At 70.0% G+C, this 11670-nt stretch carries 10 protein-coding genes; 1 reads left to right on the top strand and 9 read right to left on the bottom strand.

Annotation, left to right across the window (positions count from 1 at the left end):
• Nucleotides 1-90 precede the first annotated feature (90 nt).
• The 4 genes from IG90_RS0118420 to rplU all read right to left on the bottom strand — a co-directional run bounded on the left by IG90_RS0118420 (nucleotide 91) and on the right by rplU (nucleotide 3999).
• The gene (locus IG90_RS0118420; protein ID WP_030585352.1) at nucleotides 91-1590 is read right to left on the bottom strand and encodes a bifunctional cytidylyltransferase/SDR family oxidoreductase; all 1500 of its coding nucleotides are present in this window, start codon (nucleotides 1588-1590) and stop codon (nucleotides 91-93) included.
• Between the two features lie 235 nt (nucleotides 1591-1825).
• Nucleotides 1826-3262: a GTPase ObgE gene (gene obgE, locus IG90_RS0118415; protein ID WP_030585349.1), complete on the bottom strand. Its 1437-nt coding sequence runs from the start codon at nucleotides 3260-3262 to the stop codon at nucleotides 1826-1828.
• Between the two features lie 144 nt (nucleotides 3263-3406).
• Nucleotides 3407-3664, bottom strand: coding sequence for a 50S ribosomal protein L27 (gene rpmA / locus IG90_RS0118410; RefSeq protein WP_015608479.1), 258 nt, complete (start codon nucleotides 3662-3664; stop codon nucleotides 3407-3409).
• Nucleotides 3665-3678: 14 nt separating this feature from the next.
• The gene (gene rplU / locus IG90_RS0118405; protein WP_003969204.1) at nucleotides 3679-3999 is read right to left on the bottom strand and encodes a 50S ribosomal protein L21; all 321 of its coding nucleotides are present in this window, start codon (nucleotides 3997-3999) and stop codon (nucleotides 3679-3681) included.
• 302 nt (nucleotides 4000-4301) lie between these two features.
• Between rplU and IG90_RS0118400 the strand changes: the two genes are divergently transcribed.
• A complete protein-coding gene (locus IG90_RS0118400; protein ID WP_030585345.1) occupies nucleotides 4302-4898 on the top strand; it encodes an acyltransferase in 597 nt (198 codons plus the stop codon).
• Nucleotides 4899-4971: 73 nt separating this feature from the next.
• Here IG90_RS0118400 and IG90_RS0118395 read toward each other — a convergent pair whose 3' ends face one another.
• From IG90_RS0118395 to IG90_RS0118375, 5 genes are read right to left on the bottom strand one after another with little or no spacing between them, the layout of a single operon-like run.
• Nucleotides 4972-6258 carry a nucleotide sugar dehydrogenase gene (locus IG90_RS0118395; RefSeq protein WP_030585342.1) on the bottom strand — a complete coding sequence of 429 codons (1287 nt, stop codon included), beginning with the start codon at nucleotides 6256-6258 and terminating at the stop codon, nucleotides 4972-4974.
• A gap of 4 nt (nucleotides 6259-6262) precedes the next feature.
• Nucleotides 6263-7879: a glycosyltransferase family 2 protein gene (locus IG90_RS0118390; protein ID WP_030585339.1), complete on the bottom strand. Its 1617-nt coding sequence runs from the start codon at nucleotides 7877-7879 to the stop codon at nucleotides 6263-6265.
• Nucleotides 7876-9456: a glycosyltransferase family 4 protein gene (locus tag IG90_RS0118385; protein ID WP_030585336.1), complete on the bottom strand. Its 1581-nt coding sequence runs from the start codon at nucleotides 9454-9456 to the stop codon at nucleotides 7876-7878. Before IG90_RS0118385 ends, IG90_RS0118390 begins: the two co-directional genes overlap by 4 nt.
• Nucleotides 9446-10465, bottom strand: coding sequence for a Gfo/Idh/MocA family protein (locus IG90_RS0118380; protein WP_030585335.1), 1020 nt, complete (start codon nucleotides 10463-10465; stop codon nucleotides 9446-9448). The genes IG90_RS0118385 and IG90_RS0118380 overlap by 11 nt, the downstream gene beginning before the upstream one ends.
• Nucleotides 10462-11580, bottom strand: a complete 1119-nt coding sequence (locus tag IG90_RS0118375) for a DegT/DnrJ/EryC1/StrS family aminotransferase (protein WP_030585332.1) — start codon at nucleotides 11578-11580, stop codon at nucleotides 10462-10464. The genes IG90_RS0118380 and IG90_RS0118375 overlap by 4 nt, the downstream gene beginning before the upstream one ends.
• Between the last annotated feature and the right edge of the window lie 90 nt (nucleotides 11581-11670).

Below are 11670 nucleotides of genomic sequence, written 5' to 3'. Positions count from 1 at the left end.
AAATGTGAAGGTGCGGCTTCACGCATTCGGGCCTCTGCCGTCGCGCAAAGCGACAACAGAGGCCCGGATAAGCACATTTGTCAAGAATTATTACACATCTGCTTGGCGGTCCAGCACGGAGGCCAGGGCCTGCTCGAAACCGGAGGAATCGGCGGCCCCGGCCGTCGGGTCCTGCTGCCGTACGTCGATGACGTGACCGGTCAGCGCGGAGAGCAGGACGTCCAGCGAGGTGCGCGCCACGGCCTCCGAGGAGAGGAGCGAGCCCTCGGGCTCCTGGCCGAACGCCTTGGTCCGCATCGGGGTCGCGGTGCGCTCCGGGTTCACGCAGTTGACCCGGATGCCGTCGCCCGCCCACTCGTCGGCGAGCGCCTGGGTGAGGTTGACCATGGCGGCCTTGGTGGAGGAGTAGAGGCTGTACTCGGCACGGCCCCGGGTGTAGCTGCTGGAGGTGTAGAGCAGCAACTGGCCCTTCGTCTCCGCCAGGTACTTGTACGAGGCGCGGGCGATCTGGACGGGTGCCAGGTAGTTGACGTTGAGCGCTTCCTGGATCGTCGTGTTGTCGGTCTCGGCCAGCTTGCCGATCCGCAGAACGCCCGCGGTGTTGATGACGTAGTCGACCCGTCCGGTCTCGGCGTAAGCCTTGGAGAGCGCGTCGTCCACGTGCTCCGGGTTCTCCACGTGCGTACCGGTGGTGGAGCGGCCCAGCGCGTAGACGTTCGCACCGTAGGCCTCGGCCAGGGACGCGATGTCGGCGCCGATGCCGTACGAACCGCCGAAGACGACGAGGGTCTTGCCGGTGAGGAGCTCCCGGTAGGCGGCCTCGTCGGCCTGGCGCGGGGCGGCGGTGGAGGCCAGCTGGAAGAGCTTGTCGGTGATGAAGACGTCGACCGGCTGGGTCACCTTCATGTTGTACTCGTCGCCCGCGACCACGTAGATCGGCACGTCGGGGAGGTACTTGAGGACCACCGAACAGTCGTCGGTGGCCTGGAAGTTGGGATCCCCCGCCGCGACCTCGTACGCCCTGCGGATCGTGGAGAGCTTGAAGGCCTGCGGCGTCTGGCCGCGGCGCAGCCGGGAGCGGTCGGGCACCTCGGTGATGAACTCGCCGTCCTCACCGTGCGTGCGGGTCACGATGATCGTGTCCGCGGACGGGATGGCGACGTCGACGGCCTGGTAGCGGTCCAGCGCGTCGACGCAGTCCGTGATCACACGCTGTGACAGCAGGGGGCGCACCGCGTCATGGAAGAGGACGTTGCGGTCCTCGCCCTCGGCGAGGCCCTCACCGAGGGCCGCGATGGCGCGCTCGGTGGTCTCGTTGCGGGTGTTGCCGCCCTCGATGATCCGGGTGACCTTGGTCAGTCCGGCCTTCGCGACGATCTTCTCGACCTCGGGCACGAAACCGGGCGCCATCAGCACGATGACGTCGTCGATGCCCTCGGCGTTCTCGAAGATGGTCAGCGTGTGCTCGATGACGGCCTTGCCGGCGATCTTCAGCAACTGCTTGGGGATCGACAGGCCCACGCGCTGGCCGGTCCCACCGGCGAGCACGACCGCTGTGGTCCGGGGCTTGGCTTCATGCGGCACAGACACAGACGACCTACCTTGCTATGACGGGGGAACAGTGTGATGGTCGCACTCTCCGTGACCGTCTCGCAAGGTGGACGTCGTTCGCCGATCGTCCTGCGGAAACCCGCAGTTCACCCTCTGGCCAGGGAGGTTGGGCACCTCCGGGAAGCCCTCGTACTGGACGTACTCGGGCTTTCGGCCGGTGCGGCGAGAGTGCGTGCCGGGCGTCGCGACGGGGCGAACCTTGGCTGACGCGGCACTAGAAGGGGTCGAACTCGTCGTACTCCTTCTCCGCGTCGTCGCGCTCGGCGTCACGGTCCCGGCGGCGCTGCGCGGCGGGGCGCGGCTCCTCCAGGCGGTGGTCCTCGCCGCGGCGGCCGAGCATCTCGGCGCCGGCGGTCACGGTCGGCTCCCAGTCGAAGACGACCGCGTTCTCCTCGGGGCCGATCGCGACGCCGTCGCCGGCCCGGGCGCCCGCCTTCATCAGGGAGGTCTCGACGCCGAGGCGGTTGAGCCGGTCGGCGAGGTAGCCGACGGCCTCGTCGTTGTTGAAGTCGGTCTGGCGGACCCAGCGTTCGGGCTTCTCGCCGCGCACCCGGTAGATGCCCTCGTCGTCCAGGGTGACGGTGAAGCCCGCGTCGTCGACGGCCTTGGGGCGGATGACGATGCGGGTCGCCTCTTCCTTCGGCTTGGCGGCACGCGCCTCGGCGATGATCCCGGCGAGCGCGTAGGAGAGCTCGTTGAGGCCCTTGTGCGCGATGGCGGAGACCTCGAAGACGCGGTAGCCGCGGGCCTCCAGGTCGGGGCGGATCATGTCGGCGAGGTCCTGGCCGTCCGGGATGTCGACCTTGTTGAGGGCGACGATGCGGGGCCGGTTCTCCAGGCCGCCGTACAGCCGCAGCTCCTCCTCGATCATGTCGAGGTCGGAGACGGGGTCACGGTCGGACTCCAGGGTGGCGGTGTCCAGGACGTGCACGAGCACCGAGCAGCGCTCGACGTGCCGCAGGAACTCCAGGCCGAGGCCCTTGCCCTGGCTGGCGCCGGGGATGAGCCCGGGGACGTCCGCGATGGTGTAGACGGTCGAGCCGGCGGTGACGACGCCGAGGTTCGGCACGAGGGTGGTGAACGGGTAGTCCGCGATCTTCGGCTTGGCAGCGGAGAGCACCGAGATCAGCGAGGACTTGCCCGCGCTCGGGTAGCCCACGAGCGCCACGTCGGCGACGGTCTTGAGCTCCAGGACGATGTCCCGGCTCTCCCCCGGCTCGCCGAGCAGCGCGAAGCCCGGGGCCTTGCGGCGGGCCGAGGCCAGTGCCGCGTTGCCGAGGCCGCCGCGGCCGCCCTGACCGGCCACGAAGGTGGTGCCCTGGCCGACGAGGTCGGCGAGCACGTTCCCGGCCTTGTCGAGCACCACGGTTCCGTCCGGCACGGGCAGGACCAGGTCCTGGCCGTCCTTGCCGGAGCGGTTGTCACCGGCGCCGGGCTGGCCGTTGGTGGCCTTGCGGTGGGGGCTGTGGTGGTAGTCCAGCAGGGTGGTCACGGACTGCTCGACGACCAGGATCACGTCGCCGCCGCGTCCGCCGTTGCCCCCGTCGGGGCCTCCGAGCGGCTTGAACTTCTCACGGTGGACGGAGGCGCAGCCGTGGCCTCCGTTACCCGCGGCGGCATGCAGCTCGACGCGGTCCACGAAGGTGGTCATGGTTGGTGCCTCCAGGTACAGCAGGAAAATACGGAATTGTCTCTGTCGTAACACGCCGAGGGCGGACCCGCTTCCCCGTTCGCCGGGAAAGCTGAGATCCGCCCTCGGAAGGTGCTGTGTGCCGTTCTGCGCGCGTCGGGAAACTCAGACGGCGAGCGGAACGATGTTCACGACCTTGCGGCCACGGTGCGTACCGAACTCCACCGCACCGGCGGTCAGCGCGAACAGCGTGTCGTCGCCGCCACGGCCGACGCCCGTGCCCGGGTGGAAGTGGGTGCCACGCTGGCGGACCAGGATCTCACCGGCGTTGACGGCCTGACCGCCGAAGCGCTTCACGCCGAGCCGCTGAGCATTGGAATCGCGCCCGTTCCGAGTGGACGATGCGCCCTTCTTGTGTGCCATGTGTTCTCAGTCCCTTACTTCGCAGCCGCGGGGATACCGGTGACCTTGATCGCCGTGTACTGCTGGCGGTGACCCTGGCGACGGCGGTAGCCGGTCTTGTTCTTGTAGCGAAGGATGTCGATCTTCGCGCCCTTGTGGTGGTCCACGATCTCGGCCGTGACCTTGATGCCGTCCAGCACCCACGGGTCGCTGGTGACCGCGTCACCGTCGACAACGAGCAGGGTCGAGAGCTCGACCGTGTCGCCAACCTTGGCAGTGGAAATCTTGTCAACCTCAACGATGTCGCCGACAGCTACCTTGTGCTGGCGACCACCGCTGCGCACGATGGCGTACACGCGGATCTCTCTCTCGCTCGGAACGGATCCCCTGATGCCAGCCGCTCGCACGGGCCGGGGCCCGAGTCGATCCGGAAGGATGAGCGGCCTCTCCTGGCGGACGGCGCGAACACCGACCGTTACCGGGAGGGATGTGCTCAGGGGTAGGCGCGTTAAGGAAACACACCGAGGGTCAAGGTTACGGGGCGGGGGTGTGGGGGTCAAACCGGGATGGGCGGGCGAAGACCCGTCTCCGGCCCGGGGAGGCGACGGACCGCCCGCCTTATGCTGTGCGGGCGCATCAGCTCTCCGAAAGGCATGCCGTGAACTACAGGGTCCAGCCCACCGCCCAGGTCGACGAGACCGCCGAGATCGGGGCGGGCAGCAGCGTCTGGGAGCTGGCGCAGATCCGTGAGGGAGCGAGGCTCGGCGAGGGCTGCGTCGTCGGCCGCGGCGCGTACGTCGGCACCGGTGTGCGCATCGGCGACAACGTGAAACTGCAGAACTACGCGCTCGTGTACGAGCCCGCCGAGCTCGGCGACGGCGTCTTCGTCGGACCCGCCGTCGTCCTCACCAACGACCACAACCCCCGCTCGGTCGACCCGGACGGCAAGCAGAAGCGCGGCGGCGACTGGGAGGCCGTCGGCGTGAAGGTCGCCGAGGGCGCCTCGCTCGGGGCCCGCTCGGTCTGCGTCGCGCCGGTCCGTATCGGCCGGTGGGCGATGGTCGCGGCCGGCGCCGTGGTCACCAAGGACGTCCCCGACTTCGCACTGGTCGTCGGTGTGCCCGCCCGGCAGATCGGCTGGGTCGGCCGCAGCGGGGTCCGCCTGGTCGCGCGCGAGGGCGCGCCGGGGGTGTGGGAGTGCCCGCAGAGCGGGGCGGTGTACGAGGAGAGCGACGGCGTGCTGTCCGAGCGCTGAGAGACACCCGCGGAACACGCGGTGAGGGCGGGTACCTGGCCGGGCACCCGCCCTCACCGCGTGTTCGGACGAGTTAGCCGCCGATGACGACGCGGCGTACGCCCGCCCAGTTGGCCGGGTCCGTGGTGCGACGGCCGTCGACCAGGACACGGACGTCCGGGAGGTCGGCGGCGGACAGCTCGCGGTACTCGGCGTGGTCGGCCTGGAGGATCGCGGCGGTGACGGCCTGGTGGCCGTCGTGCGGGACGAGGCCCAGCGCGGTCAGCTCCTCAGGGGTGTACATCGGGTCCGAGACGAACGGCACCGCGCCGCGTGCCTTCAGGGCCTCGACGACGCCGAAGACGCCGGAGAACGCGGTCTCCTTGACGCCGCCGCGGTAGGCGGCGCCCAGCACCAGGACCCCGGCGCCGTCCAGGTCGCCGTAGGCGGCGGCCAGCAGGTCGACGGCGTACGCGGGCATCGCGGCGTTGGCCTCGCGGGCCGAGCGCACGACGGTGGCCTCCGGGTCGTTCCACAGGTACATCCGCGGGTAGATCGGGATGCAGTGGCCGCCGACGGCGATGCCGGGCTGGTGGATGTGGCTGTAGGGCTGGCTGTTGCAGGCCTCGATGACCTTCTTGACGTCGATGTCGTTCTGGTCGGCGAACCGGGCGAACTGGTTGGCCAGGCCGATGTTGACGTCGCGGTAGGTGGTCTCGGCGAGCTTCGCCAGCTCGGAGGCCTCCGCCGTGCCGAGGTCCCAGACGCCGTTGGGGCGGGGCAGGTCCTCGCGCTCGTCGAAGTCGAGGACGGCCTCGTAGAAGGCGACGCCGCGCTCGGCGGACGCCTCGTCGATGCCGCCGACGAGCTTGGGGTAGCGGCGCAGGTCGGCGAAGACCCGGCCGGTGAGCACGCGCTCCGGGGAGAAGACCAGGTGGAAGTCCTCGCCGGGAGTCAGGCCCGAGCCCTCGGCCAGCATCGGCGCCCAGCGGGTACGGGTGGTGCCGACCGGCAGCGTCGTCTCGTAGCTGACCAGGGTGCCGGGCTTCAGGCCCGCCGCGATGGCCTTGGTGGCGGCGTCCATCCAGCCGAAGTCGGGGGTTCCCTCGGCGTCCACGAAGAGCGGGACGACGACCACGACGGCGTCGGACGCGGCGACCGCGGCCGTGGTGTCCGTCGTGGCGGAGAGCAGACCGGCGCCGACGGTCTCCTTGAGCTTGACGTCGAGGTCGTGCTCACCGGGGAACGGCTCGGTGGCCGCGTTGACGAGTTCGACGACCTTCTCGTTGACGTCCGCGCCGATGACCTTGTGGCCCTTGGCGGCGAACTGCACGGCGAGCGGAAGTCCGATCTTGCCGAGCGCGACTACACAGATATTCATCGGATTACTTCCTCTTCGACCTGGACAGCGTGCGGCGCAGCCGTGCGCCCACACCGGGCTTCGGTTCCCGCAGGGGGGCCGTCGTGATCACGAGCCGGCCCTTGGTGTTGGTGTTCGCGGCCACGCGGTGGGGGTCGGTGGTCCCCCAGCGGCGTGCCAGCGGCATCGGCTGCCCTTCGGTGCGGACCGGGATCTCGTACGGGGAGCCCGCGACGTCCACGTAGAGGCGGACGCCCCTCTTGGCCCGCGCGGGTGCGAGTGGGATACGGGCGGTCAGCAGGGTGCCGCCGTCCTCGGCCGCTTCGGTGGTGAGCGTACCGACGCGCTTCGGGCGTGCGGCGTCCTTCGGGAGTTTGCGCGCGCCGGGCTTGTCCGCGCTGTCCGGCATGGCGCCCTGGGCGAGGACGACGACGGCCGAGGACGGGTCGCCGGTGATGCCGACGCGCAGTTTCACGACGCAGGCGAGCTCCGTGCCGTGCTGCTCCCAGTCGGCCGACTCCAGTCGCGTACCCGCGGAGAGGCGGCCGGCCACGGTCTCGCCGAGCACCTCGTAGTACCGGTCGTCGAGGCCGACGGCCGGGTCCCGGAATCCGGGGTAGAGGGCGAAGGCGCGGTCGCCCTCCAGCAGGAAGGGCGGCGCTCCGTGCTCGGTCTCGTCCGCGATGGCGCGGGTGAGCTCCTGGACGGCGCCGCTGCGGGCGAGGCCGAAGCGTACCCGGCGCTTGACTCCGGTGCCGTCGCGCAGACCGTCGGTGAAGTAGGCGTCCACCAGCGCGCCGACGCCCTCGCAGACCTGGCGGCGGATGTCGGCGTCGAGGGCCGGGAAGTCCTTCTGCAGGAGCTTGGTCAGCTCCCAGTCGAAGTGCCGCTTGAACACGGCGTCTCGCCGCGGGCCTGCGGGGATCAGGGTGGCCGTGTGCTCCATGATCCGCTGGACGCAGCGGAGCCGGGCCAGGTGGTTCGCCCGGTAGGTGATGTTGCTCGCGTCGCCGCGCTTGACCGCGTAGTAGCAGGTGTAGTCGGAGACCACGGAGATCTTCCGGGCCCGGACGCACGCCTCGATAGTGAACGGCTGGTCGCTGCCGACCGGCATGTCCTCGGGGAAGCGGAGCCCGTGCTTCTCAACCATTTCCCGGCGGAAGAGCTTGGTGTTGGCCAGGGTGTAAGGCAGCTCGGAGTCGTCGAGGGTGACGTCACGGTTGCCCGTGTACAGCTTCTGGTGGACGTAACGCCCGTTCGTGCCGACCATCTTGCCGACGACCACGTCGGACTTGTTGGCGTCGGCGGTAGAGACCATCCGCTCCAGCGCCTCTTCGCCAAGGTAGTCGTCCGCGCCCATGAAGTAGACAAAACGGCCGGTGGCCACGTCCAGCGCCCGGTTGCTGGGCACGGCGGGGCCCCCGGAGTTCGGCTGGTGGACCACCTTCACCACCTCGGGGTGGAGCTCGGCGAACCGGTCGAGCTCCGCGCCGCTGCCGTCCGTCGACCCGTCGTCGACGGCCACGACCTCCAGCCGTTCCAGGCCGATACTCTGCCGGATCAGGGAGTTCAGACACTCCGTGAGGTACGGCATGGTGTTGTAGACGGCGACCACGACGGTGACATCAGGCTCTCGTCTCATGCCATCACCTGGGAGCTCGGCTGCTGCGCCTTCACCGGCGTCCCTCCGACGAGCCGCGTGTACACACCGTCCAGGACCTCGGCCTGGGCCTCCCAGGTCCAGTTCTCCAGCAGCCCTTCACGTTCGTAGGCAGCGTGGTACTTCGCGGGGTCGGCGAGCACCGACTTGACCGCCCGTACGTAGTCGGAGACGTCTTCGGCCGTGAACACCTCGCCCTGGCCGGTCCGGGCGACCATCTCCCCCATCGTCTTGACGTCACTCACCACGAACGGCAGTCGGGCGTGGGAGTACTCGAAAAACTTGGTGATCAGGGCGATCTCGTGGTTCGGCCAGTGGTGGATGGGGATGACGCCCACGTCGGCCGAGGACAGGAAAGGGACCACCTGGTAGTGCGGCACATACGGCAGGATGTGCAGCCGCTCGGTGACGCCCAGCTCGGCGGCGCGCTCCGTCAGCTCCTGCATGTACGCCGAGTTGGGCCGCAGGACAACGAAGGCCACGTGCGTACCGGGGAGCTGTGGCAGCGCCTCAATCATGATATCGAGGCCGCGCTGCGGCGCCGCGGCACCGCTGTAGACCGCCAGCGGGACGTTCGGGCCGATGCCGCACAGTTCGCGCAGGTCAGGCACCGCCTCCGCGGCCTGCTCCGGCGAGATCTCGGCGTCCGGCGCGTTGAGCACCACCTCCGGCAGCGCCTTCAGTCCGTGGCGCGCGACCAGCATCTCGGCCAGGGTGCCGGAGACGGTGGTGACGGCGTCGGCGTACTTAGCGTACTCCCGCTCGTGCCCGCACTGCGCGATGTGCCAGCGCGGGTGCGGGTTCCACGGCTTGATACCGGGGAGGAACTCGTGCACATCCCAGAGGAGCTTGACCTGCCGGCCCTTCGCCTCAGCGCGCAGCTTCGCTCGCGCGGCCACGCCGAGCATGCGGAAGTCGTTGGCATGGATCACGTCGGGCGCGAGTCGGTCGATGACCTTCCCGTACGCCAGCTCGAAGTCCCACAGGGCCGGGTCGAGGCGCCGCCAGGCCCGATCGCCCATGGCGCGGACCCAGAAGGCCGTGGTGAAACGGTCCAGCGGCGAGTCCATGCTCTTGCGACGCTGTGCTAGCGCCTCGGTGCGGCCAGCCCGGAGGTGCACCCACTTGCTCAGCACCTTAGCCATCAGACGCGGCGGCAGCAGACGCACGGCACTCAGCGACGACTTCGCGCGCTTGGCCTCGACGCTCCGCACGTTCAGCTCGGCGCGCCAGGCCTTCATCCGCTGTTTGCGGTACTCCGCGAGCGGACCGGGCGGATACGCGAGAGGCGAACGCAGCACGGCCCTGCGGTACTCATGACGGCGGCGGTGCAGGGGCGTCGGCACATGTAGCAGGCGGACCTGGGCGTCGCCGAGCCGCCACGTCTGGGTTTTCTTGGTGGGCGACTTGCCCAGGAGCACCACGTCCCAGCCGGCCTCCGCCGCTGAGCGGGCTTCCTTCTGCACCCTGGAATCGCCGTTGACGCCGTTGTCGACGAGCATGACAATCTTTCCCCGGGCACTGTGCTCCGGCCCTGCGGCCGAGCTGTCAATCGCCATGACGGGCGGGCTCTCCTGTCTCGAATACGACGGTCCGGCCACGGTTGGCCGAGTCGAGCAGCGATGTCGCCACCTCGACGGTACGCAGCCCCTGGCGCAGGGTGCAGATGTCGGCGGGCTTGCCCTGCACAGCGTCGCGGAAGAGCTCGTGCTCGACGAGCAGCGGCTCGCGCTTGGGGATGGCGTAGCGGATCATGTCGCCCTCGGAGACCCCGCGGAAGGCGCGCAGCGCCTCCCACTCGGTGGTGACCGCGGCGTTGGAGTGGAAGGTGAGGTCGGCGGTGAGGGTGTCGGCGATGAAGCAGCCGCGCTCGCCGGTGACCGAGGTGAACCGCTCCTTGAGCGGGCTCAGCCAGTTGACCAGGTGGTTGACCATCGTGCCGTCGGACAGCTGGCCCACGGCGGAGACCATGTCCTCGTGCGGGCGGCCCGACTTGGAGACGGTGTGCGCGGCGATCGAGGCGTACGCCTGGCCGGTGACCCAGCCCGTCAGGTCGATGTCGTGGGTGGCCAGGTCCTTGACCACGCCGACGTCGGCGATCCGGTGCGGGAAGGGGCCCTGACGGCGGGTGACGACCTGGTAGACGTCGCCCAGCTCGCCGGCCTCCAGGCGGGCGCGGAGCGAGAGCAGGGCCGGGTTGCAGCGTTCGATGTGGCCTACGCCGGCCACCAGGCCGCGCGACTCGAAGGCGTCGACGAGGCGGCGTGCGCCCTCGACGGTGTCCGCGAGCGGCTTCTCCACCAGGGCGCAGACGCCGGCGTCGGCGAGCTGGAGGCCGACCTCCTCGTGCAGGCCGGTGGGGCAGGCGACGACGGCGTAGTCGACGCCGAGGGCGATGAGCTCCTCGACGGTGGACAGGACGGGGGCGCCCTGGGCCCAGCCGTTCTTGTCGCCCATCGGGTCGACGACGCCGACCAGTTCGACGCCCTCCAGGCTCGCGAGGACGCGGGCGTGGTGGCGGCCCATGGAGCCGAGGCCGATCAGCCCGGCCTTCAGTGCGGCGGTCACAGGTTCTCCCCCAGGGAGTTCACGGCGGCGGCGATCCGCTCCAGGTCGCCCTCGGTGAGCGAGGGGTGGACGGGCAGCGAGACGACCTCGGCGGCGGCCTTCTCGGTCTCGGGCAGGTCCCAGGTGCGGCCGGCCTTCTGGTCCGGCTCCCAGTAGGGCTTGAGCCGGTGGATCGGCGTCGGGTAGTAGACCGCGTTGCCGATGCCCGCCTCGGTGAGCTTGGCCATCGCGGCGTCCCGGTCGCCGCTGATCCGCACGGTGTACTGGTGGTAGACGTGCCGGGCGCCCTTCGCCACCGGCGGCGTGGTGACGGCCGGGGCGGTGATGTGGGCGTCGAGGTACGCGGCGTTGGCGCGGCGCTGCTCGGTCCAGCCCTCGACCTTGCCGAGCTGTACGCGGCCGACGGCGGCGGACACGTCGGTCATCCGCATGTTGGCGCCGACGATCTCGTTGGCGTACCGCTGCTCCATGCCCTGGTTGCGCAGCAGGCGCAAGGTGCGGGCCAGTTCGGCGTCGGCCGTGGTGACCATGCCGCCTTCGAGCGAGTGCATGTTCTTGGTCGGGTAGAAGCTGAAGGTGCCGCCCGCGCCGAACGCTCCGACGGGGGTGCCGTTCAGCGCCGCCGCGTGGGCCTGGCAGGCGTCCTCGACCACGGCGAGCTGGTGCTTGTCCGCGATGGGCATGAGCTGGTCCATCGCCGCGGGGTGACCGTAGAGGTGCACCGGCATGATCGCGGCGGTGCGCGGTGTGATCGCGGCTTCGACCGCGGCCGGGTCGAGGCCGAAGCTGCCCGGCTCGATGTCGGCGAACACCACGTCGGCGCCGACGAGGCGGACCGCGTTCGCGGAGGCGGCGAAGGAGAAGGAGGGGACGATCACCTCGTCGCCGGGGCCGATGCCCAGCGCGAGCAGCAGCAGATGGAGGGCCGAGGTGCCCGAGTTGACCGCGACGCAGTGCCGGTCGTCGACCAGGCGCGAGAAGCCTTCCTCGAAAGCCGCGACTTCCGGGCCCTGCACGACGCGACCGCTGCGCAGCACGCGTACCGCGGCCTCGATCTCGTCTTCCCCGATGACCGGGCGGGCAGCAGGAATCGGCTGCTCGTTGATGCTCGTCATGAACGTCCTCCTTGAACACCGCAAGAGCTCGTTACCAGGCAGAGCTCCGAGGTGCGGGACGTCTTACCGAGGTCGCGCGTAACCCCACCG

The organism is Streptomyces anulatus (assembly GCF_000721175.1).
Classification (GTDB): domain Bacteria; phylum Actinomycetota; class Actinomycetes; order Streptomycetales; family Streptomycetaceae; genus Streptomyces; species Streptomyces anulatus_C.
Note: the sequence above shows the minus strand (reverse complement) of the source record. Positions and strands in the feature narration are given on the sequence as shown.

Excerpts from the sequence above, each read along its gene's own strand:
- obgE (WP_030585349.1), bottom strand. The coding sequence starts at position 3,262 with ATGACCACCTTCGTGGACCGCGTCGAGCTGCATGCCGCCGCGGGTAAC.
- IG90_RS0118395 (WP_030585342.1), bottom strand. The coding sequence starts at position 6,258 with ATGAATATCTGTGTAGTCGCGCTCGGCAAGATCGGACTTCCGCTCGCC.
- IG90_RS0118385 (WP_030585336.1), bottom strand. The coding sequence starts at position 9,456 with ATGGCGATTGACAGCTCGGCCGCAGGGCCGGAGCACAGTGCCCGGGGA.
- IG90_RS0118375 (WP_030585332.1), bottom strand. The coding sequence starts at position 11,580 with ATGACGAGCATCAACGAGCAGCCGATTCCTGCTGCCCGCCCGGTCATC.
- IG90_RS0118390 (WP_030585339.1), bottom strand. The coding sequence starts at position 7,879 with ATGAGACGAGAGCCTGATGTCACCGTCGTGGTCGCCGTCTACAACACC.
- rpmA (WP_015608479.1), bottom strand. The coding sequence starts at position 3,664 with ATGGCACACAAGAAGGGCGCATCGTCCACTCGGAACGGGCGCGATTCC.